This is a genomic window from Arthrobacter sp. ok909 (genome assembly GCF_900104405.1).
In the GTDB taxonomy this organism is placed as follows: domain Bacteria; phylum Actinomycetota; class Actinomycetes; order Actinomycetales; family Micrococcaceae; genus Arthrobacter; species Arthrobacter humicola.
The window spans coordinates 60,771-83,374 of the sequence record NZ_FNJS01000021.1 but is presented as its reverse complement, the minus strand read 5'-3'; the positions used below and the strand labels follow the sequence as shown (position 1 = coordinate 83,374).

Genomic DNA, 22,604 nt, shown 5'->3' with positions numbered 1-22,604 from the left:
AAACAACACCACAACTGCACCAGCACCACCGGTGCAGCAGGTTGTAACCACAGATTTCCCCGCCACACCCCCCGGGTGCAAGGCGGTGGAGCAAGGGTTACGGCGGTCATAGCGTGGGGGAAACGCCCGGTCCCATTCCGAACCCGGAAGCTAAGACCCACAGCGCCGATGGTACTGCACCCGGGAGGGTGTGGGAGAGTAGGTCACCGCCGGAACACTATTACAGGTCGAGGACCCCCAACACACGTTGGGGGTCCTCCCGCATTTAACACCCCTAACGGGCCACGAACCCATCCGCAGCACCGGCACACCCGGAGGACCCCCGCACCACCGGCACACCACCAGGACCTGATCGAGCATCGCAGCGATCACTGCCGGACGTGAGCGAGCGTCAGACACGGGCCCGCAGGCTGCCCGGATACCAGCCTGGCGGTGCCATCAGGCGTTGGGAAGTCCGGCAACACAGACGGCGACGGACTGCGGTGAAAACGGCACTGATGGAGGGGCGTCCGCTCTCGGCGCAATTTGACCGCGATCGGCGTCGAATCCAGTGATTTTCCCCAAAAAACGCCGAAAACACGCGGAATTTGCCACCTCGGCGGCGCCAAGCTGGTAAGTTTTCGAACAGTGGTTTGTACGCATGCCGTGTGCAGGCTCCAGAAATCATGACCGTCCAGGAGGACATAAATGGCTAAGAACCGTAGTGAACTTGTTGCAGAGGTAGCGGGCAAGGCCGGCACCAGCCAGGCAGCAGTCAACTCCGTGCTCGACGCACTGTTCGAGGTCTTCGAGACCTCCGTCGCCGCGGGCGAAAAGATCACCATCCCGGGCTGGCTCGCAGTCGAGCGTACCGACCGTGCAGCTCGCACCGGCCGCAACCCGCAGACCGGCGAGACCATCCAGATTGCCGCTGGCCACAGCGTCAAGCTGACCGCCGGCTCCAAGCTGAAGGCTGCAGTCGCCAAGAAGAAGTAGTCTTCTTCTCACGCTTGAAAGGAGCGGCAACCCTCGGGTTGCCGCTCCTTCTGCGTCCCAACCCGGTTCGCCAGATTTGCTTAGCCGATTCAGCCGTTCGAGAGGTCGGGGCCGATTCGCTGAGCCGGGCGGCGTAGCGGACAATGGAAGGGTGCCTTCCGCAGTAAATCCCACTCCCACAACCGCAGCGCCCGTCCCCGGGGACGCGCGCGGCCCCGGCCAAGGTCCCGACGGGATTTCCCGGCCGTGGCTGATTGCCGGCCTTGCCGCGTTGTTCGTGGGCCTGGCCGCGGCCCTAATCTTCTCCGGGGCAGCAGCCGCACGCCAAGTCTCTGATCCCGGGGCGCTGGTGCGCTGGGGGCTGCCGGTGAGCAAAGCAATCCACAACGTCGCCGTGGCCACCGTGATCGGCGGCCTGATCTTCGCCGTCGGCATCCTCCCGCGGGACAGGACCGGCTCCCGGTCCAAGCAAAGGGACGCCCCGGAACATCCGGCCTTCACCCGGGCGCTGGGCGTGGCCGCGGCAGCAGGCGCCGTCTGGACGCTCTCCGCGATCGCCGTGCTGGTCCTGGGCTACGCCGACATTGCAGGGCAGGGCATTTCCGGGGATCCGGAATTCACGCGGTCCCTCGTGTACTTCATGACGGATATCGAAACGGGACGCGCCTGGCTGACTGTGGTGATCATCGCCGCCGTCGTTACTACCGTCCTGTTTGGGGTGCGCTCCCGCGGCGGGCTGGCACTGACGCTGATCCTGTCCGTGATCGGGCTGGTCCCGGCCGCCCTGATCGGACACTCGTCGAGCTCCAGCGACCATGAGGGTGCCATCAACTCGCTCGGGCTGCACTTGGTAGGCGTATCTGCCTGGGTTGGCGGCATCATCATGCTGGCGCTCCTCTCCGGCGTGCTGGGCGGCCCAGGTGCCGGCGGCCGCAACAAGGGCGCGTCCGCGGCGACCCCCGACATCACCGAGCCGACACTCCGCCGGTTCTCATCCCTCGCAGGCTTTGCTTTCGCCCTGGTCTTTGCCTCCGGCGTGATCAATGCCAGCATCCGCCTCACCACGTGGAGCGACCTCTTCGGCTCGGCTTACGGGCAACTGATCCTCGCCAAGACGGCAGCGGTCCTGGTGCTGGGCGGCATCGGGCTCATGCACCGCCGCTGGGTCATCCCGCAACTGGGCAACCGCGGCATGGGCCGGCCAGCCCGCCGGGTGCTGTGGCAGCTCGTGATCGTGGAACTGATCATCATGGGAGCGACGTCGGGGATTGCCGTGGCGCTGGGGCGTTCTGCCCCGCCACAGCCCACCACCTTTGCCCCGGATGCGTCGCCGGCCTTCCTTCTCTCCGGCTACGAACTGCCGCCGGAGCTGACGCCGGAACGGTGGCTTACGGAGTGGCGGCCGGACTGGCTCTGGATCGCCGTCGCGGTCTTTGCCCTCGTCTCCTACTTCCTCGGTGTCCGGAAGATCCTGCAACGGGGCGACTCGTGGCCCTGGTTCCGGACGGTCAACTGGGCGATCGGACTCGTAGTCCTCACGTACGTGACCTCGGGGCCGCCCTCGGTGTACGGCCGCGTACTCTTCTCCGCCCACATGGTGGACCACATGGCCCTGACCATGGTGGCCCCCATCTTCCTGGTTCTCGGCGCCCCCATGACGCTGGCACTCCGGGCGCTGACGCCGCGGCGCGACAGCTCCCGCGGACCGCGTGAGTGGCTGCTGATCATCATTCACTCCAAGTTCTCGCAGCTGGTGACCCACCCGCTGTTCGCGGCAGCCAACTTTGCCGGCTCGATCGTGCTCTTCTATTACTCCGACGCGTTCGGTTACGCGATGCGGGACCACGTGGGCCACGAACTCATGAACCTGCACTTCGCCCTCACCGGCTACATCTTTGTGCTCACCATGATCGGCACCGACCCGCTGCCGCGCCGCGCCCCATACCCCATGCGGCTGCTGCTCCTGCTGGCCACCATGGGCTTCCATGCGTTCTTCGGAGTCGCCATCATGGGCGGCACCGGGCTGCTGGCCGCAGACTACTTCGGCAACCTCGGCCGGCCGTGGGGCCCCTCCGCGCTGCTGGACCAGCAAATGGGCGGTGCCGTGGCCTGGGGCATCGGCGAAGTACCGACGCTTCTGGTGGCGATCGGCGTCGCCGTCATGTGGTCCCGCTCCGACGCCCGCGAGTCCAAACGCACCGACCGGGCGGCGGACAGGAATAACGACGCCGATCTCACCGCTTACAACGACATGTTTGCCAAGCTGGCAGAACGCGATGCCAAGCTCGCCGAACGCAATTCAAAGCTGGAAGGACGCTGATGACCGACACCGTACGCACCCACCTCCGGGTCCGGGCCTCCGAGCTGGTGGGCCGTAACTGGCTCAACACTGGCGGCAAGTCCCTGGACCTCGAATCCCTGCGCGGCAAGATCGTCCTGCTGGACTTCTGGACGTTCTGCTGCATTAACTGCCTGCACGTCCTGGACGAACTCCGCCCGCTTGAGCAGCAGTACTCCGACGTCCTCGTGACCGTGGGCGTGCATTCGCCCAAGTTCGAGCACGAGGCCGACCCCGTGGCGCTGGCGGCCGCCGTCGAACGCTACGAGATCCGCCACCCGGTCCTTGACGACCCGGAGCTGGATACCTGGAAGGCCTACACGGCCCGCGCCTGGCCGACCCTGGTGGTCATCGACCCCGAGGGCTACATCGTGGCGCACCTCTCCGGCGAGGGCCACGCCGACGGCCTTGCCGTGCTGATCCCCGAGCTGATCGCCGAGCACGAGGCCAAAGGCACGCTGCACCGCGGCGACGGCCCCTACGTGGCGCCGGAGCCGACGTCGGGAACGCTTCGCTTCCCCGGTAAGGCCCTGTACCTTCCCGCCGGACGCGGCGTCGGAAGCGCCACGGAAGCTGGCTCCTGGCTCGTCACCGACACCGGGCACCACCGCCTCGTGGAGCTCTCCACCGATTTCCAGACCGTCCTGGCAACCTACGGTTCCGGCGAAAAAGGCCACACCGACGGTACGGCCGCCCATGCCCGGTTCAATGAACCGCAGGGCCTCGTGCTGCTGCCCGCGGACGTCGCCGCGGAGACCGGCTACGACGTCGTAATTGCCGACTCCGTGAACCACCGGCTGCGCGGACTCTCGCTGGCAGACGGAACAGTCCGGACGCTTGCCGGCAACGGCGTGCAGCGGCTGCTGGAAACCGGGCCGGCCCGCGTCAACGAGGAAGGCGCCGCCTACGGTGCCCGGCTGGAGGCGGACCCGCTGGCGGTATCCCTGAGCTCGCCGTGGGATGTGGTCTGGTCCGCCAAACTCAAGGCCGTAGTGGTGGCGATGGCCGGCGTGCACCAGATCTTCAGCTTCGAGCCGACGTCCGGTGCCGTCAAGATCATCGCCGGCAACGGCCTCGAGGGGCTCCTCGACGGCCCGGCAGCCGAGGCTTGGTTCGCCCAGTCCTCCGGCCTCGCCGAGGACGCCGACGGCAACATCTGGGTGGCCGACTCCGAGACTTCTGCCCTGCGCAAACTGGTGATTGACGACGCCGGCAGCATCACCGTCGAGTCCGCCGTCGGCAAGGGCCTGTTCGATTTCGGTTTCCGCGACGGCCCCGCCGCAGAGGCACGGCTGCAGCACCCCCTGGGCGTGACGGTGCTTCCTGACGGCTCGGTGGCAATCGCCGACACCTACAACGGCGCCGTCCGCCGCTTCGACCCCGCGACGGGGACGGTCTCCACGCTGGCCCGAGGGCTGTCCGAGCCCTCGGACGTCATTGTGGACCACACCCAGGTGGCCGGGACCGAGCCGTTGCTGGTGGTGGTCGAGGCCAACAAGCACCAGCTGGTCTACGTGCCCATCCCGAAGGAAGCCCAGCAGGTAGACGAGGGCGCGGCACAGACCCACCGGCCCAAGAGCCCCGTGGCGCCCGGGCCGCTCGAGCTGGCCGTCCGCTTCACCGCCCCCACCGGGCAAAAGCTCGATGACCGCTGGGGCGATCCCACCCAGCTGAAGATCTCGTCCACGCCGCCCGAACTGCTGGTCTCCGGCGGCGGGACCTCCGTGGGCCTGCAGCGCACCCTGGAGCTGTCCTCTGACGTTCCCGAGGGCGTCCTGCACATCACTGCCCGCGCGGCGGCGTGCGATGGCCCCGAAGACGCCGACGGCGAGATCCCGGACCACGCGGCCTGCCACCTGTACCAGCAGGACTGGGGCATCCCTTTGCTCCTGCAGGCCGACGGCGACACCGAGCTGGTCCTGGACCTGCGCGGAATGGACTGAGCCGCTGAGCCGGTTGCACCGCTGAGCCGAACCTGAAAAGGCTGCTGTCCGTGACCTGTCGTCACGGACAGCAGCCTTTTGGCTTAATCCCGGCCGGGCGGCTCCGGATTCCGGGACTTCTGAATCCTGGACCCCGCAAGAGCCTGCTTGGCGTGACACGAGACTACCCACATAGCATTCCGGGCGGGTGTCGCGGGCCGCGTTCAGACGGCAACGTAACCCTATGGACGTCGTGAAGGCCCTAACCATCTGCGGGGGAGCCGCCCGCCGGCCGGCCCTCGCCCGCTTGGGCGTCGACGACGCCGCTCTCCGCCGTGCCGTGCGTTCCGGAGTGGCCCGGCAGCCGTGCGTGCCACGGACTCTACGCGCTTCCGACGGCGGTGCCCGACTACGTCGCGTTGTTGCAGCGCAGGCAGTTGCTCACGTGCGTGAGCGCCGCGCCGTTCTACGGGCCCTGGGCGTTGGAACCGACGGTCCCCGGCATGTGTACCACCGGCGCGGGGAAACGGCAGACGGGGAATCGCGGCACGGTGGACTGCTGTTTGAACCGCATCTGCACCGGCCGGTTGCAGCCCTGGGTGATGTCCTCATCCATGCGCTGCGCTGCCTGCCGTTCCGGGAGTCCCTGATCATGGTCGAATGTGCCGTCGGGAGGGGCGACATGACGTTGGATTTCTTACGGCAGCGACTTCCCCGGACGCGCAATGGCCGGGCCCGGGATGTCCTCACATGGGTTGACCGCGGCGCAGAGTCCCTGCTCGAGACCCTGGCGCGAACGGATTTCCGACAAGCAGGAATCAGGGTGGAGACGCAGGTCTACATTGAAGGCGTCGGTTACGTGGATTTGTTGCTGGAGCGCAGGCTGATCGTGGAGCTCGACGGGCGTCAGCAAGGTGAGCGGGCCCAAGTGAAGAAGGACCATCGCCGCAAAGTCTGCCCTGCGTGACGGGAAAGGGCCGCCCGAGGGCCCTCAACTGTGGTTCTAGTAGTTAAGCTGCGGCGTGATCTTCACGGTGTCGCCGTCGATATCCAGACGGGTCGTGAAGCTGAAATCATGGACGGTGTTGATGTCGGTCACGGCGCCGGTGAACAGATCCACCTGGCGGGCTTTGATCCGGGCCTTGCCGTCCAGGGGTGCCACCACCCAGCGGCCGCCAAACGGCTCGATGCTGACGGTGGGGTAGTCCGTGATACTCCAGTCAATGGTCCCGTCAAGCACGCGGTTGTTGGTGGCGTGATAGAACGGGCAGTCGGGTTGCAGCTTCTGCTGTTTGTCGGCCTCGTCGGCGCAGGAATCCAGGAACTCCTTGACCTTGCCGCTCACGGCGGCCTTCAGGGAGTCTGTTGCCTCGGTCAGCAGATTCAGCGGAGCCGGGTGCGAGTCCCCGGCGGTCACGGTGGCCCGGGTGGGCGGGGCGGAGAAGTACTGGCCGTTCAGGGCGGCCTCGTACTCGCCAGGGTAGAAGACGGCGAAGGAGTTGCGGCCGTTGGGCATGTTCACCGGTACGCCGTTCAGGGTGGCCTCGCCGGAGTTAACAACGGTCACGTCCAGGACGGGCAGCGCCGCGGGCACGAAGGACCATTTGTGGAAGAACAGCCACTCGGTGCCGGACCGCTCCAGCAGGAACTCGGTCCGCAACTGGCTGCCGTCGATGGTGTAGTCGACGGGCACCATGACCTGGTCCGCGCCGCGCTCTTCAGCATCGCCGACCTTGACGTCGGAGAGGCGTGCGGCTGCGGTCTGCAGGGCGGATCCGTCGAGCATTGCGGGATTGCTTTGCGGCACGGAAGCGTGCAGCAGGCCTAGCGCCTTTTCGCCTTCGCCCTTTTGCAGGGCGCTGAGATACTCCCGGACGGGTTGCTGGGGACCGGCAATGGAGTTGTTCACCAGATTGATCGACACGATGGCCCCGGCCACGGCAAGCATCAGTCCCAGCAGCCACACTGCTGCGATTTTGACCAACGCCTGACTCATTTGCACGATTCTTACGTTACCTGCACGCCGCAGGAAACCCGGTGTCATGGTCCGCGTCTGTGACGCGGAGCATTGCCGCCCGCGGTCCGGACACTGTGGCCCCGTTTCGCGGGCGCCGGGGTCCTAGCGGCGGCGGCGTTTCGAAGACGTGCCGAAGACTCCGCGGAGCAGCTCCCGGCCAAGCTGGGTCCCCAGCGAGCGGGCCATGCTCTTGAGGCCTCCGCCCAAAGCCCCCGCAAGGTCATCGCCGATGCCACCGCCGCCTGTCGGCTGTGCCTGCCGGGGCGCCTGCCGCTCGGGCGCGTCCCTATATCCGGGCTGCTTCGGCGGCTCCGCGGGCCGGCTGCTGGGCCGGCCGAGGATTTCTTCTTCGATCCGGCGGGCCTCGGCGTCGATGGCGTTCGGATCCAGGGCGGCGCCCGGAGCCGCGCCGCCGTCGCCAGCGCCGCCCTGCCCCCTGCCGCGTGAGCCGCCCTGATGCGCGGCGCCGGCCGCCGGCCCGGTGGGGGCAGCGCCTGTGCAGTCACCGCCTTCGGCGGTGATTTTCTCGTAGGCGGAGATGTTGTCGACGGCGGTGCCGTACTTGGGCAAGAGTGCTGAGCCGGCCACGGTGCTGGAGATCAGGGCGTCGGTGCTGGGACCCATCACGGATTCCGGGGCGCGCAGCCGGGTGAGTGCCACGGGGGTCGGGGCGCCATTCTCGTTCAAGACCGTGATGACGGCCTCGCCGATGCCGGCCGTGGTGAGGGTCTCTGCGAGGTCGTAGTCGCTGGTCGGGAAGGTGGAGACGGTGGCCTTGAGGGCCTTGGCGTCCTCCGGGGTATAGGCGCGCAGGGCGTGCTGCACCCGGTTTGCTAGCTGGCCCAGGACATCCGCCGGGACATCCTTGGGGGTCTGCGTCACGAAGAAGATGCCGACGCCCTTGGACCGGATGAGCCGGACGGTGGTGGTAATTGCGTCAAGGAAAGCCTTCGAGGCGCCGTTGAACAGCAGGTGGGCCTCATCCAGGAAGAACACGAGCTTGGGCTTGTCGAGATCCCCGGCCTCCGGCAGGTCCTCAAAGAGATCTGCGAGCAGCCACATCAGGAACGTTGAGAACAGCATGGGCTTGGTCTGCAGCGTGGGAAGCTCCAGGCAGCTTACGACGCCGCGGCCGTCCGGCGCAGTACGAAGCAGTTCGGCGGTGTCGAACTCGGGTTCGCCGAAGAACTTCTCCATGCCCTGCGCCTCGAGCGTGATCAGTTCACGCAGGATCACGCCGGCGGTTGCCTTGGAGAGACCGCCCAGTTCCTCGAGCTCGTCCTTGCCCTCGGCGGAGGTCAGGAACTGGATTACGGCGCGCAGGTCCTTGAGGTCGATCAGCTCGAGGTTGTTCTTGTCCGCGAAGTGGAACACGAGCTGCAGGCTGGATTCCTGGGTCTCGTTCAGGTCCATCACACGGGAGAGCAGGATGGGGCCGAAGGAAGTGACTGTGGCGCGGACCGGTATGCCCTGGCCGTCGCCGCCGAGGGCCAGGAATTCCACCGGGAAAGTCTTGCCGGACCACGGCTGTCCGATGCTCTCGGTGCGGGCCAGGAGCTTGTCGCTGCCCGTGCCGGCGGTGGCCAGCCCGGAAAGGTCACCCTTGATGTCGGCGAGGAACACCGGCACGCCCGCCGTGGAGAGCTGCTCGGCCATCATGTGCAGTGTGACAGTCTTGCCGGTGCCCGTCGCCCCGGCCACGAGGCCGTGCCGGTTCATCATCGCGAGCGGCAGCCGGACGGGGGCGTCCTTGCGGAGTTCGCCGTCGACGATCGCCGCTCCGAGCTCGATCGTCGGGGCCTCCAGGGTGTAGCCCTGGACGACCGTGGCGACTTTGTCTGCGGTGGATTTGGTGGCCATGCGGTTAGCTTAGCCGGGTCCGGGGTTCCCGGACCCGGCTAGGGCTGCCCTATTCGGCGAGGGCCTTCAGGACTTCCTTGGCCACGTCCTCGCTGGACTGCGGGTTCTGTCCGGTGATGAGGTTTCCGTCCCGCACCACGTGGGACGTCCACGCCGCACCGTTCTCTACGATCGCGCCTTTCTCCTTCAGCACGTCCTCCACGAACCACGGCGTGTTGGGCCCCGTGCCGCCGCCCAGCTCCTCCTCATTGGTGAAGACAGTGAGGCGGCGCCCGGCGAAAGTGAACGAGCCGTCGTCGTCCGTGGCGCTCAGCAGCCCGGCAGGGCCGTGGCAGAAGGGCGCGATGATTTTGGCCGCCGCGTTGGCGCCGGCGAGGATCCTGCCGAGGTCGGCGTCCTGGAAGAGGTCGGCCATGGGGCCGTGGCCCCCCGGCAGGACGAGGGCGTCGTAGCCGGCGACGTCGGCGTCGGCCAGCACCAGCGGCGCGGACAGCTCGGCGTCGATCGAATCCAGGTACGTCCGGAAGCCGTCCGCGCGGTCCTGGCCGCCGGCGGACTCAGCCGCCAGGCTGACTTCGTCCACGGTGGGCTTCCGGCCGCCGGGGGTGGCGATGTGCACGGTGTGCCCGGCGTCGAGGAGGGTCTGGTGCGAGACGACGAGTTCCTCGGCCCAGTAGCCCGTGGGGTGTTCGCTGCCGTCGCGCATGGTGAGGGAGTTAGCGGCCGAGACGACCATCAGGATGTTAGCCATGGTGTTGTTCCTGTTCTGCCGGCAGGGCCGGCGGGTAGCGGAGGGGTTTAGCGGGCCGCGTGGAGTTCGGCGTAGGTGGCATCGTCTAGCACGACGCCGGCGGCGGCGAGGTTCTCTTCGAGATGCTGAAGGGAACCGGTGCCCGGGATGGGCATCATGACGGGGGAGCGGCGCAGCAGCCACGCCAGAGCCACCTGGGAGGTGGTGGCGCCGAGCCGTTTGGCAGCCTCGTCCAGCGGTCCGCCCGGCCGGGCGAGCTCACCGGCGGAAATCGGCGCCCACGGAATGAAGCCGATGCCGTTCGCCTCCGCGTAGTCGAGGACGTCCTCGGAGCTGCGGTCGGTGAGGTTGTAGCGGTTCTGCACAGTGGAAACGGTGAAGTACTTCCCGGCTTCCTCCAGCTCCTCCACACTGACCTGGGACAGGCCGAGAGCTTTGACCTTGCCTTCCTTCTGCAGATCGCGCAGCAGCGTGAACTGCTCCTCGCGGTCCACCTTGGGGTCGATCCGGTGCAGCTGCAGGAGGTCCAGGGAGTCGACCTTGAGCTTGCGCAGGCTCAGTTCCGTCTGTTGGCGCAGGTATTCGGGCCGGCCGACCGGTACCCAGGCGTTGGGTCCGGTGCGGGTGAATCCGACCTTGGTGGCGATCGTGAGGCCCTCCCGGTAGGGGTGCAGCGCCTCGGCGAGGATTTCCTCGCTGATGTTGGGGCCGTAGGAATCGGCGGTGTCAATGAAGTCGACGCCGAGCTCCACGGCGCGGCGCACGACGGCGATCGCCGCAGCACGGTCTGCCGGCTCGCCCCAGACGCCGTCACCAACAATGCGCATGGCGCCGAAGCCCAGCCGGTGGACAGTTCCCAGGTCCTTCAGGTCGATCGTGGCGGATAGTTCCGGATGCTGTGGATTGTCATGGCTCATAGGGTAGGGAACATCCTCAGTCTGCTGACTATTCCATCGGTCTATTCCTTCGAGCTCGCCGGCCGGGCGCTGCGGGGGCGGCCGGGAGGGCCGAATTGGCGGGCATTGGGACCCGCGCTGAATTACGCCACCGATTTGAAATTTTGCCTTAGACTGTGGCATGCCCAACTCGCTCCCTCGCATCGTACTGGCCTTTGTAGTGACGCTCGGCCTTGTCCTCCTGGGTGGAGGACCGGCCTCGGCCGCCACCGCCAGCTCCCCGGGACGGGGCATCGACGTCTCGTGGCCGCAATGCGGCACCACTCCGGCAAAACAGCCCGCCTTCGCGATCGTTGGCGTCAACCACGGCCTGGCGAACAACACGAACCCGTGCCTGGCGAGCCAGCTGGCCTGGGCGAAGACGGCAAAAGCCCCCGCGACGACGGCGCAGCCGAGGGTGGCGCTGTACGTTAACACGGCCAACCCCGGCCGGCAGGGGACCTGGTGGCCGACGTCGAACACGTACAGCGGTGTAAAGGTCGCCAACCCCTACGGCAGCTGCGCCGCGGGGACGTTCAAAGCCTGTTCCTACATGTACGGGTGGGCGAAAGCGTCGGACGACGCCAAACGCCGCGGTGTCAGCAACCCGCAGTCCTACCTCTGGTGGCTGGATGTGGAAGCGGAAAATACCTGGCAGACCGACAAGGCGGCCAACGTGGCTGTCCTGGAGGGCATGACTGCGTATTTCAAGAGGATCGGCGCCCGCGTGGGCCTCTACTCGACCGGCTACCAGTGGGGACAGATCGCCGGAACCGTGAAGTCGACCAGCCCGCTGGCAGGATTGCCCAGCTGGCTTGCAGGCGCGGGATCAGCCGCCAAGGCGAAGGCGAACTGCACCCTTCCCGGGTTGACCCCGGGCAGCCGCGTCTCGATGACGCAGTACATCTCCGGAGGCCTTGACTTCAACTATTCGTGCGGCTGATCCGACCGCTGAAATATCCGGGGGGCCGCCGTCGTTGACCCCAGTGTGCCCGCGCCGGAAACCCGGCGCCGCCCGGACCGTGGCTCCCAACCCTGGTCCGAACACTGCTCCGCTACGAAAGGCCGGCTTTTTCCGTGACTGTTCCGCTTTCCATCCTTGACCTCGCAACCATCGGCCCGGGCCAGACGGCGGCCGAGAGCTTCGCCGGAAGCGTGGCCATGGCACAGCTCGCCGAGGACCGGGGCTACCGGCGGATCTGGTACGCCGAGCACCACAACATGTCCTCGATCGCGTCCTCCGCCACGAGCGTGCTGATCGCGCACGTTGCGGCCCATACCTCCAGCATCCGGCTCGGCGCTGGCGGCGTGATGCTGCCCAACCACTCGCCGCTGACCATCGCCGAACAGTTCGGCACGCTCGAAACCCTGCACCCGGGCAGGATCGACCTCGGGCTGGGCCGGGCGCCGGGCAGCGACCAGAACACTCTGCGCGCCCTGCGCCGCGACCCGATGTCGGCAGACAGCTTCCCGCAGGACGTCCTGGAACTCCAGGGCTATCTAACCGGCCCCACCCGCATCCCGGGCGTCGAGGCCACCCCGGGCAAGGGCACCAACGTGCCGCTGTACATCCTGGGCTCCTCCTTGTTCGGGGCCAGACTGGCCGCGCAGCTGGGCCTGCCGTACGCCTTCGCCTCGCACTTCGCGCCTGCCGCGCTGCAGGACGCGGTGGCGACCTACCGCCGCGAATTCCGGCCCTCCGCGCAGCTGGACACCCCGCACGTGATCGCCGGCGTAAACGTCATCGCCGCGGACTCGGCCGCCGATGCCCAGGCGATGTTCCAGGCCACCAAGCGGGCCAGGGTTTCCCTGTTCTTCGGCAACGGGCGTGTGTTCAGCGACGACGAGGCGGACATGATCCTGGACTCGCCGCAGGGCCAGCACATGGCGCAGATGATGAAGTACTCCGCTGTCGGCACCCCTGATGCCGTCCTCGCCTACCTCGAGGAGTTCACGCACCACGCCGACGCCGACGAACTGATCGTGGCGCATCAGAGTACCCGCACCGAAGCCCGGCTGCGTTCCGTGGAACTTCTGGCCGACGCCGCCCGTCTCGTGCGGGCCTAGCGGCCGGTCCTTTCTATGGCCTCGCGGAGCCGGGCGGCGGCCGTTTCCGGCGGGATGTCCGCGATGAATGCCCCCATGGCCGCTTCCGAACCCGCCAGGTACTTGAGCTTGGTTTCCTCCCGGCGGGGAGAGGTCAGCTGCAGCATAAGCCGGATGTCGTCCCGGTGGGCGTGGACGGGCGCCTGGTGCCACGCCGAAATATACGGGGTGGGGGTGTCGTACAGGGCATCGACGCCGCGCAGGATCCGGCCGTAGAGCCGGGAGAACTCATCGCGTTCCTCGTCCGTGGTGGCGGCGAGGTCAGGGACGTGCCGGTGCGGGAGCATGTGTACCTCCAGCGGCCAGCGGGCGGCAAACGGGACAAACGCCGTCCAGCGGTCGCCCTGGAGCAGCACCCGCTCGGATTTCTGTTCGAAGCTGAGGATGTCCTCGAACAGCGGGCCGCCGTAGTTTTCGATCGTGCGGATCAGCTGGGCCGTGCGTGGTGTGATGTACGGGTAGGCGTAGATCTGCCCGTGCGGGTGGTGCAGCGTCACCCCGATCGCCTCCCCGCGGTTCTCGAACGGAAAAACCTGTTCGACGCCGGGTAGCGCCGACAGCGCTGCCGTCCGGTCCGCCCATGCCTCCACCACCGTGCGCATCCGGGACAAGGGCAGTCCGGCGAGGGAACCGGTGTGTTCGGGGGAGAAGCACACCACTTCGCACCGGCCCACGGACTGCCGGCTGCGGCCCAGACCCACCCGGGCGAGGTCCGCCAGGCCCTCCGGTGCGGCGGCGCCGGCCAGCTCGGGTCCGAAGGACGGGGACTTGTTTTCGAACACGGCGACGTCGTAAAGGCTCGGAACTTCCGAGGGATTCTCCGGCGACGCCGGGGCCAGCGGGTCCAGGTGCGAGGGAGGCAGCACCACACGGTTCTGCCGGGCCGCCGCGATTGAAATCCACTCGCCGGTCAGGACGTCCTGGCGCATGGTGGCCGTGGGCGGCCGGACCGCCGGCTCGCGGAGGTCCTCCCCCCGCTCCGTCGGCAGCACGGTGTCGGCGTCATCGAAGTAGATGATGTCCCGGCCGTCGGAGAGCTTGTAGGCGCGTTTCTTAATCCGGCCCATGCTAGGAGTCCCTCACGGGGTGGCCGCCGGTCGCGGCCGGTTCGCCGGCGGGTTCGGAGGCTGGTTCGGCAGCGGTGACGCGGCGGACGGACAGGAGCAGCCCGTGCTCGGGGTTCAGGACTGGCATCGGCAGGCCGGACTCCGCCAGGAAGCGGCCGGTCGCCTCGACGCCGCCAGCGAGCCACCCCGGCGCCATCGCCTGCAGGAACGCCCGGCCGTCGTCGGCCGCCGGGTAGACCGCATCCACCCGGTACCCGGCGTCCGGCAGCAGCCCCGGCAGGCAGACCCGCCCGGGGACTTCGGCGAACGACGTCGCCACGGACACCAGCGCGTAGAGCGCCTCGACGCCGTCATGGGACACGACGCCGTGGAGCCGGAGGGACGGATCGGGTTCGTCCGCCCGAACCATGCGCCCGCTGTGGAGCAGAGGACGGTACTTCTTGAACAGTGCGATGGCCGTGGCAAGCTCGGTGCGCTCGGAATCGGCGAGGTGCCGGACGTCCCATTCGAGGCCGAAGTGGCCGAACATGGCCGTGATGGCCCGGAAGGAGAGGTCGTGCGTCCGGGCGGTGGTGTGGCTCGTGGTGGGCCCGATATGCGATCCGACGAGCTCCGGCGGCACCACCATGCCGGTCCACCGCTGGATCGTCTGCCGTTCCAGGGCATCGTTGCAGTCCGAGCCCCAGATCCGGTCGGTGCGTTCGAGAATGCCGAGATCCACGCGGGCGCCGCCGGAGGAGCAGCTTTCGATCTCCACGCCCGGGTGGGCCTTGCGGAGCTCGTCGAGGAGGCGGTACACGGCCTGTGCCTGAGTATGCACCGAGGGGCGGCCGGCATGGCCCATTTCGGCCAGGTCCCGGTTCTGGTCCCATTTGAGGTAGCTGATCCGGTATTCGCTCAACAGGGCATCGAGCCGGTCGAAGATGTACTGCCAGGCCTCCGGATTGACGAGATCCAGCACCTGCTGGTGCCGCCAGCGCTCCGGAAGCCGGCCGGTCGGGCCGCCGCCGGGAGCGGGCCGGCTGCCCCCGGCGGCCGGGCTGCCCACGGCGGCCCGCGGAGCCGGTCCGGCGATCCAGTCCGGGTGGGCCCGGGCCAGGTCCGAGTCCTCGTTGACCATTTCGGGTTCGACCCAGAGCCCGAATTCCATGCCGTGGCCGGTGACCGCGTCGATCAGCGGGCTCAGGCCCTCGGGCCAGAGGTCCTCGTCGACGTACCAGTCGCCGAGGCCCGCCGTGTCGTTCCGCCGGCCGCGGAACCAGCCGTCGTCGAGAACGTAGCGTTCCACTCCCAGCCGTGCGGCGGATTCGGCGAGGTCGAGCAGCACCGGCATCCGGTGGTCGAAATACACCGCTTCCCAGACGTTGAGCACCACGGGCCGGGCTTTGCCGGACCGCACTCCGGGGTGGTGCGGGCGCCCGCGGAACCAGGCGTAGAAGGCATCGCTGATGCCGTCCAGACCGGCGGCGGAGTACGCCGCGAACAACCACGGGGTCTCGTAGCTGGCGTTTGCCGCCAGGGTGATCTCGCCCGCGCCGAGCAGCTCCGAGGCGCCGATAACGGTCCGGCCGTCCGCTGAGGCATCAACGAAGCTCTCGTGGTTGCCGCTCCAGCCCAGGTGCACGGCCCAGACCTGCCCGTGGCGGTTGCCGAAGCCCGCGGTCCCGGCGGCCAGCAGGAGCGAGGCATCATGTCCCGTCCGGCCGTGCCGGCCGGAGCGGACCCACGTTCCTTGTCGCAGCGGCAGGCGCTGGGGATGGGACTCCCGGCACCAGCGGCCGGTCAGGTCCAGGATCTCGGTGGCGGAGCGGCCCAGCGGCAGCACGGCTGCGAGTTCGTCGAGGCTGTAGGGATCCGCGCCGTCGTTATGGAGCCGGTGCCGGAGCTGCAGCAGGCCGCCGTCGTTGATCTTCACCTCCGTGCGGACGGTGACGCCCGCATCCGGGTCTGCCTGGGTGATGACGGCGGAGCACCCGTCCCCTTCCGCCCGTTCGACGGCGACAACCCGCAGGCAGGCCGAGAAGGCCTGGCCGTTCCGGTGGCCGCGGAGGCCTGGACGCCCCCGCCAGCCGGAAGACGCCTGCGGGATCAGCCCCAGCGTAACCGGGATGTCGAGGGCGGAGTGCGGCACGGCGTCACCGAGCAGTGACAGGTCCGGCAGGGCCGGCCCGAGGTCGGCGCCAAAGTGGAGCATGGCGGGCTCGCCCGTGCTGAAGTCGATGAGCAGGGACGTTCCGGAACGGCGCAGGTAGAGCGGCTCCACATGCGGGACGCCCAGCGGGGAACGGGCCTCGGGGGCAAGAGTCAGGTCCGGATTGTTCACGGTAGCTCCAGGCGTAGTGGTTTGGGGGTGGGCGGGGCCGTGCCGGTCAGCCTGAGGCGGCGCTCTGGGGAATCGTTGTCGGGGCCAAGCGGAGCCGGCCGACGCGCTCGCCGAGGATCCGCCGGGCCTCACTGCCCAGGAGGTCGTCGCTGATGAGTTCGTCAGCGTCTTCGAGGGCGGCGATGGTGCTGATGCCCAGGGTGCCCCACTTCGTGTGGTCGGCCAGCACCACCACCCGGCGGGCCGCGGCGACGAAGGCGCGGTCCGTTTCGGCTTCCAGCACATTCGGAGTGGTGAACCCGGCGTCGGCATCCACGCCGTGGACGCCAAGGAACAGCACGTCCAGGTGCAGCTGTTTGAGCGAGGAGGTGGCCAGCGGCCCGACGAGGGCATCGGAGGGGGTGCGCTCGCCGCCGGTGAGGATCACGGTGGACGGGGAGGAACTTTGGTGGAAGACGTCCGCGATCCGCACCGAGTTGGTGACCACCGTGATCCGGGGCCCGGCGGACAGCAGCTGGGCCAGCGCCCAGGTGGTGGTGCCGGCGCTGAGCCCCACCGCCATGCCCTCGCGCACCTGGGCGGCTGCCTCCTGCGCAATCGCCATCTTTTCGTCCTTGAGCTGGGTCACCTTCAGCTCGAAGCCCGGCTCGTGGGTGCTGGCTCCGCCCGGCAGCTTCGCCCCGCCGTGGATCTTCTCCACCGTTCCCGCCGCGTCGAGGGCCTCGATGTCCCGCCGCACGGTCATCAGGGAGACGCCGAGCATTTTGGCGAGGTCCGCGACACGGACGATCCGTTCACGCTGGACCTCCGCGAGGATGGCGGAATGGCGGGCTGCGGCTAACATGTGAATTCCTTACGGGCGTGAGTGGTTTGACTGGATTGATTGGCTGGCGGACGTGCCGACCAGTTGGGCGGCCCGTGAACGGACGACGGCGACACTTCCGGCGGCGAGGCCGAGCCCGCCGTCGAGCTCGGTGCCGGTGAGCACGTCAACGCCCTCCAGCGTCAGCCGGACGTCGTGCGCCCCGTGATTGATGCAGAACGTCCAGTCGGTCCCGTCCTTGCTGCGCCGGGCGACTTCGACGTCGGCCGGCAGGTCCGGAACGAGCGGCTGCACCCCGGCATCGGCGCAGACGACGGTGAGCAGTTCGCCCAGGCCCTCCGGCGCGAGCGTCGTGGCGACATAGTAGGCGCGGCCGCTTCCGGCGCGGTTGCGGGTCACGGCCGGCGAACCTGCGGCCGGTCCCTCATCCACGGCAGAGAGGACCTCAGCTGTGGTGGGCCGTCCCAGTTCGTTCCAGCAGCTGCCTGCGCCGAAGCCGCTGAGCCGGACGCTTTCCCCGGCGCGCAGCGGGAAGAACTCCTCCATGTGCACGCCGAGCAGGCCGCTGAACGCGCCCGGGTAGCTGCCAAGCCTGATGTGGTCATTTTCGTCCACGATACCGGAGAAATACGTCACCACGAGGTGGCCGCCGGCGCGCACGTACGCGTCGAGGTTTGCCGCCCCGGCATCGCTGATGAGGTACTGCATCGGCGCCACCACGAGCCGATAGCCGGAGAGGTCGTTGGTGCTTTGGCGGAAGTCGGTGGGGATGCCGGCCCGGTAGAAGGCATCATGCCAGCGCCGGGTTTCGGCGATGTTGGAGGCGTCCACGCTCGGATGCGAGTCCAGCTCCGAGGCCCAACGGGCGTCGGTGTCGTGGAGGATGGCGACGTCCACCCGGCCGGATGCTCCCGTGACCACGGAGCCGCTGACTTCGGCCAGGCTGCGCAGCGTCTGGCCCAGCTGGACCACTTCGCGCCAGATCTTGGTGTCCGTGCCGGCGTGCGGCAGCAGCCCGGAGTGGAACTTCTCGGCTCCGGCACGCGAGGCCCGCCACTGGAAGAAGAGCGCGCCGTCGGCGCCCCGGGCAACGTGCTGCAGGGAGTTGCGCAGCATCTCGCCGGGGGCTTTGGGAATGTTGCGGGGCTGCCAGTTGACGGCCGACGTCGAATGCTCCATGAGCAGCCACGGCTTGCCCTTGGCCCAGCCGCGGGTGAGGTCCGCAGTGGCCGCCAGCTCCTGGAAGTTCCGCAGATCTTCGGCGATGAGATAGTGGTCGTTGGAGACCACATCCATCTCCTCGGACCAGCGCCAGTAGTCCACCGGCTGGTGCAGGCCCATGTTGAAGCCCATGAAGTTGGTGGTCACGGGATGGCCCGAGTGCGAGCGGATGATCGCTGCCTCGGCCTTGTAGCATTCGAGCAGTTCGTCGGAGGAGTAGCGGGCGAAGTCCAGCTGCTGGGTCGGGTTGACCCAAGTCCCGGAGGTCCGCGGCGGCAGGATCTCGTCCCAGGCCGAATAGCGCTGGGACCAGAACGCGGTGCCCCACGCGGCGTTGAGCGCGTCGAGGCTGCCGTAGCGGTGTTCGAGCCAGCGCCGGAAACCGGCGGCGGCGCCGTCGGAGAAGTCCGGCTGGTTGTGGCAGCCGTATTCGTTATGGACATGCCACATGACGACGGCGGGATGGTCCTTGTAGCGGAAGGCGATCTGCTCGGTCAGCGCCGCGGCTGCCCGGCGGTATTCGGGGCTTGAGGCGGCGAAGGCCTGCCGGGAACCGTAACTGTGCCGCACGCCGTCGGCCGTTACCGGCAGCGACTGGGGGTACTTGTGGCTGAACCAGGGCGGCGGGGACGCCGTGGCGTTCGCCAGGTCCACGCGGATCCCGTTGGCGTGCAGCAGGTCCAGGACCCGGTCCAGCCAGCCGAACTCATAGACGCCCTCGGACGGTTCCAAAAGGGACCAGCTGAAGATGCCGACGCTGACCAAGTTGACGCCGGCCTCGCGCATCAGCCGGACGTCCTCGTCCCATGTCTCCTCGGGCCACTGCTCCGGGTTGTAGTCGCCGCCGAAGGCCAGCATCGGGGAACCCTCGGAGCCGAGGCGGGCGGTGATGTAGTCCATGGCTGAGTTATTGGGGTTGGTGTCGTTGACGGTGGTGTCCACTTTTATCCTTTGCTGGAGCCGAGGGTCAGGCCCGCCACGAAATGGCGCTGCAGGAGCAGATAGATGACCAGTGCCGGAACCGCCGTGATCATGGCGCCGGCGGCGATCAGGTTGTAGTTGGAAAGGAACTGGCCTTGAAGGTTGTTAATCGCGGTGGTGACCGGAAGGCGGTCGCCGCTTTGGATGAACAGCAGGGGCCAGAAGAAGTCGTTGTAAATGAAGATCACTTCGAGGGTGCCCATGGCGGCCAGGGCCGGCCGGCACAGCGGCAAGATGATGTCCCAGTACTGGCGCCAGACGCCGGCGCCGTCGACAAGAGCCGCCTCGGTGAGTTCGGGGGAGAGGGCCTTCATGTAGTTCGAGAGCACGAAGGTCACGAAGCCGATCTGGAAGGCGGTGTCCACCGCGATCACGCTGATGTAGGTGTTGAGCAGGTTCCCGGAGTCGCTGATCGCGTAGGGCAGCTCGAAGTGCTTGAACATTTCAAAGAGCGGGGCCGCGAGCACCTGCGGGGGCAGCAGGTTTCCGGCGGTGAACATGATCAGCAGGGTGATGTTGAACTTCCAGCTCACGCGGCTGACGGCGAACGCCATCATGGAGGCGAAGAACAGGATCAAGAACACGGACGGGACGGTAATGAGCACTGAGTTCCAGAACAGCTGGCTAAAGCCGCCCTGGGTCCAGGCCTGGGTGAAGTTGTCGAAGTTGAAGGCGCCGCCGGTGCTGAAGTAGCCGTATTTGTCCGTGTCCGCCTTGGGGCGCAGGGCCGTGAAGATGGCCCAGCCCAGGGGAACCAGCCAGATCGCGGCCATGACGATGAGGAAGACGTGCGTGCCGTAGTGCCGTTTTCCCTGTTTGTTGTTGGCCGGGCGGCCGGGCCGGGGGCCGGTGCTGCCAGCGCCGGAGCTGCGGTGCGCGGCGTCGGCCGGGGTGCCTGCCGCAGCGGCATGGGTTGGATGGGCGATGCTCATGCCTCTTTGTCCTTTCCGAACGCGCGGGACAGGTAGAAGGTGATGGGGATCAGGGAGATGACCAGCAGGATGACGGCCAGTGCGGAGCCGATGCCGATCACCTGTCCCTCGCCCACCAGGTTCTGGATGACGAGGGCACTGATGAGTTCCAGGCCGTTGGTGCCGCGGTTGATCACGTAGACGATGTCGAAGGCCCGGAGGGATTCGATGACGGTGATGACGATGATGATGACGTTGACCGGGCGCATCGCCGGGAAGATCACCTGAAAGAAGGTCTGGACCGAGTTGGCGCCGTCAATCTGGGCCGCTTCGCGCAGGGTGGGGTCCACTCCCTTGAGCCCGGCCAAGTACAGGATCATGACATAGCCGGCGTGCCGCCAGGTGGCGGCGAAGAGGGCCGCCCAGATGTTGACGCTGGAATCCCCGAACCAGTCGACGGCCTGGGGCGTGCCTGCCGTGCCGAGGACGAAGTTCAAGAGGCCGCTGTCACGGTTGTAGAACAGCTGCCAGATGATCCCGATCAGGGCCAGGGACAGCATCACCGGGGCGAAGAAGATGCTCTGGTAGATCCTGGTGCCGCGGATGTTCTGGTCCAGGAGCACCGCCAGCAGCAGCCCCAGCGGGGTGGCGACGAAGGCCAGGAACGCCAGCCACAGCACGTTGTGCTGCATGGCGGGCCAAAACGGCGGGTAGTCCTGGGCGATGAACTGGTAGTTCTCGGCCCCGGCGGGTTTGATGTCGGTCAGCTCCAGCCCGTTCCAGCGGGTGAAAGACAGCCCGACCGACATGAGGGTGGGGATCCAGACCAGGACGAGCTGGATGAGCGTGGGGATGCCCACCATCAGGCCGAGCACCAGTTTGTCGCGGCGGGACAGCCGCCGAACCCGTCGCGCGCGGGCAACTGCTTTGCGCCCCCGCGCCGACGGATTGGTAGAGACACTCATGGAGATTCCTTGCTTTGATAACTGCTGGGAAAAAGGCGCGCAGGAAATGCGTGTCGGGACACGCCGCTACTGGGCGGCGTACAGGGACTTGGCCTGGGCTTCCAGGTTCTTGACGTCGACCGTGCCGTCCTTGATGAAGGTCTGCAGGGCCGGGATCATCACATTGTTGGCCATGGCGGGCAGGGCATCACGGTCGAAGAACTGGCTGATGTTCTTGGCGCCGCTGATGGCATCGGCCAGTTTCTTGTTGAGCGGGGTGAACTTCGAGGTGTCCGCGCCCTTGGCGGTGGCAATGTTGGACGAGTCCACCGAGGCGTATACATCCTGGCCTTCCGGGGTGCCGACGTAGGCCAGGAAATCCTTGGCGGCCTGGTTCTGGCCGCCCTTCTTGGAGAGCAGAAGTCCGTCGATGGGCGCCTCGATGGAATCCCGGCCCTCCACCGCGATCTCGGGGAACGGGAAGAAGTCGATGTCGTCGGCGATGGCCTTGTCCGTGTACTGCTGGGTGAGGAAGGACCCGAGGAGGTACATGCCCGACTTCTTGTCTGCCAGGGACTTCGCGGCGTCCTGCCACGTCATGCCGAGGGAGTTCGGGTTCTGGAACGGCAGCAGGGCCTTCCAGGTGTCAAAGACGTCGCTGACTTTCTTCTGGTCCCAGCTTTCCTTGTGAGCGGTGAGGTCCATGTGGAACTGGTAGCCGTTCAGGCGCATGTTCAGGTAGTCGAACGTGCCCATGGCGGGCCAGCCGTCCTTGTCCGCAAACTCGATCGGGATCAGGCCGTCGCCCTTCATCTTGGTGGCCAGAGTTTTCAGTTCGTCGAACGTCGTGGGGACGGTGTAGCCCTTTTCCGTCCACAGGCTCTTGCGGTAGAAGAAGCCCCAGGGGTAGTTGTAGTTCGGGATCAGGTACATCTTGCCGTCGGCGCCTGTCGACGCCTTCTTCAGGGCATCCGAGAAGTTTCCGCCGACCTTCTCCCAGACGTCATCGATCGGGGCGAGGAGTCCCTTGCCGGCGTAGTACTGCATGCGGTAGCCGGCGAACCAGGTGAAAGCATCGTCCGGGCTGCCCTGGAGGTAGGTGTTGATCTTGTTCTGGAAGTCGTTGTGCGCCACAACATTGGTGGTGATCTTGATGCCGGATTTCTTCTCGAAAGCGTCCGTCACGGCCTTGTAGGCTGCCTTGGGGACCTCATCCGAGGAACCCGAACCGAACGTGGCGGTGTTGGCGCCGCTGCTGGCAGGAGCGCTGCCGCCCGTGCAGGCCGTGAGCAGGGGAATGCCTGCCATGGCCACTGCTCCGGCACCGAAGGTCTTCAGCAGCGTGCGTCGGTCCCACCCGCCTTGGCTGGAAGCCCGGAGCAGTGCGTCCTCATGCATGGTCATAATTTCTCCTTTGAAATAACGCGGGT

At 67.3% G+C, this 22,604-nt stretch carries 17 protein-coding genes and 1 rRNA gene; 7 read left to right on the top strand and 11 right to left on the bottom strand.

Annotation, left to right across the window (positions count from 1 at the left end):
* Positions 1–98 precede the first annotated feature (98 nt).
* The 5 genes from rrf (at position 99) to BLR03_RS16180 (ending at position 6,202) form a co-directional block, all read left to right on the top strand.
* A 5S ribosomal RNA gene (gene rrf, locus BLR03_RS16200) occupies positions 99–215 on the top strand.
* A gap of 472 nt (positions 216–687) precedes the next feature.
* Positions 688–975 (top strand): HU family DNA-binding protein, encoded by a 288-nt coding sequence (locus BLR03_RS16195; RefSeq protein ID WP_011776355.1) that lies wholly within the window; start codon positions 688–690, stop codon positions 973–975.
* Positions 976–1,210: 235 nt separating this feature from the next.
* Complete coding sequence (locus BLR03_RS16190) at positions 1,211–3,295, top strand: bifunctional copper resistance protein CopD/cytochrome c oxidase assembly protein (RefSeq protein ID WP_254788546.1); 2,085 nt, start codon at positions 1,211–1,213, stop codon at positions 3,293–3,295.
* Positions 3,295–5,256, top strand: a complete 1,962-nt coding sequence (locus tag BLR03_RS16185) for an NHL domain-containing thioredoxin family protein (protein WP_091254600.1) — start codon at positions 3,295–3,297, stop codon at positions 5,254–5,256. The genes BLR03_RS16190 and BLR03_RS16185 overlap by 1 nt, the downstream gene beginning before the upstream one ends.
* 223 nt (positions 5,257–5,479) lie before the next feature.
* Positions 5,480–6,202, top strand: a complete 723-nt coding sequence (locus tag BLR03_RS16180; RefSeq protein ID WP_175460586.1) for a PDDEXK family nuclease — start codon at positions 5,480–5,482, stop codon at positions 6,200–6,202.
* A gap of 36 nt (positions 6,203–6,238) precedes the next feature.
* Here BLR03_RS16180 and BLR03_RS16175 read toward each other — a convergent pair whose 3' ends face one another.
* The 4 genes from BLR03_RS16175 to BLR03_RS16160 all read right to left on the bottom strand — a co-directional run bounded on the left by BLR03_RS16175 (position 6,239) and on the right by BLR03_RS16160 (position 10,780).
* Positions 6,239–7,231, bottom strand: coding sequence for a hypothetical protein (locus BLR03_RS16175; protein WP_091254598.1), 993 nt, complete (start codon positions 7,229–7,231; stop codon positions 6,239–6,241).
* Between the two features lie 123 nt (positions 7,232–7,354).
* On the bottom strand, positions 7,355–9,112 hold the full coding sequence (locus BLR03_RS16170; RefSeq protein ID WP_091254596.1) for a helicase HerA-like domain-containing protein: 1,758 nt from the start codon (positions 9,110–9,112) through the stop codon (positions 7,355–7,357).
* Positions 9,113–9,161: 49 nt separating this feature from the next.
* Positions 9,162–9,863 carry a type 1 glutamine amidotransferase domain-containing protein gene (locus tag BLR03_RS16165; protein WP_091254594.1) on the bottom strand — a complete coding sequence of 234 codons (702 nt, stop codon included), beginning with the start codon at positions 9,861–9,863 and terminating at the stop codon, positions 9,162–9,164.
* A gap of 47 nt (positions 9,864–9,910) precedes the next feature.
* The gene (locus BLR03_RS16160; RefSeq protein ID WP_091254592.1) at positions 9,911–10,780 is read right to left on the bottom strand and encodes an aldo/keto reductase; all 870 of its coding nucleotides are present in this window, start codon (positions 10,778–10,780) and stop codon (positions 9,911–9,913) included.
* A 160-nt stretch (positions 10,781–10,940) separates the two neighbouring features.
* On the opposite strand from BLR03_RS16160, the gene BLR03_RS16155 reads away from it, so the two are divergent.
* Together BLR03_RS16155 and BLR03_RS16150 are read left to right on the top strand one after the other, a co-directional pair.
* Positions 10,941–11,741, top strand: a complete 801-nt coding sequence (locus tag BLR03_RS16155; RefSeq protein WP_091254589.1) for a glycoside hydrolase family 25 domain-containing protein — start codon at positions 10,941–10,943, stop codon at positions 11,739–11,741.
* A 134-nt stretch (positions 11,742–11,875) separates the two neighbouring features.
* Positions 11,876–12,865: an LLM class flavin-dependent oxidoreductase gene (locus tag BLR03_RS16150; protein ID WP_091254587.1), complete on the top strand. Its 990-nt coding sequence runs from the start codon at positions 11,876–11,878 to the stop codon at positions 12,863–12,865.
* Here the strand turns inward: BLR03_RS16150 and galT are convergent.
* From galT to BLR03_RS16115, 7 genes are all read right to left on the bottom strand, one after another.
* Entirely contained in the window at positions 12,862–13,971 is a 1,110-nt protein-coding gene (galT, locus tag BLR03_RS16145) for a galactose-1-phosphate uridylyltransferase (protein WP_091254584.1), read from the bottom strand. The two genes, BLR03_RS16150 and galT, sit on opposite strands and share 4 nt — an antisense overlap.
* Position 13,972: 1 nt before the next feature.
* Entirely contained in the window at positions 13,973–16,234 is a 2,262-nt protein-coding gene (locus tag BLR03_RS16140; protein WP_091254622.1) for an alpha-galactosidase, read from the bottom strand.
* A gap of 106 nt (positions 16,235–16,340) precedes the next feature.
* A complete protein-coding gene (locus BLR03_RS16135) occupies positions 16,341–17,138 on the bottom strand; it encodes a DeoR/GlpR family DNA-binding transcription regulator (protein WP_091254582.1) in 798 nt (265 codons plus the stop codon).
* 9 nt (positions 17,139–17,147) lie between these two features.
* A complete protein-coding gene (locus BLR03_RS16130; protein ID WP_368086978.1) occupies positions 17,148–19,280 on the bottom strand; it encodes a beta-galactosidase in 2,133 nt (710 codons plus the stop codon).
* A 2-nt stretch (positions 19,281–19,282) separates the two neighbouring features.
* Positions 19,283–20,251, bottom strand: coding sequence for a carbohydrate ABC transporter permease (locus BLR03_RS16125; RefSeq protein WP_091254580.1), 969 nt, complete (start codon positions 20,249–20,251; stop codon positions 19,283–19,285).
* Entirely contained in the window at positions 20,248–21,195 is a 948-nt protein-coding gene (locus tag BLR03_RS16120; RefSeq protein ID WP_091254578.1) for a carbohydrate ABC transporter permease, read from the bottom strand. Before BLR03_RS16120 ends, BLR03_RS16125 begins: the two co-directional genes overlap by 4 nt.
* Positions 21,196–21,261: 66 nt before the next feature.
* The gene (locus tag BLR03_RS16115) at positions 21,262–22,578 is read right to left on the bottom strand and encodes an ABC transporter substrate-binding protein (RefSeq protein ID WP_091254574.1); all 1,317 of its coding nucleotides are present in this window, start codon (positions 22,576–22,578) and stop codon (positions 21,262–21,264) included.
* Positions 22,579–22,604: the final 26 nt, after the last annotated feature.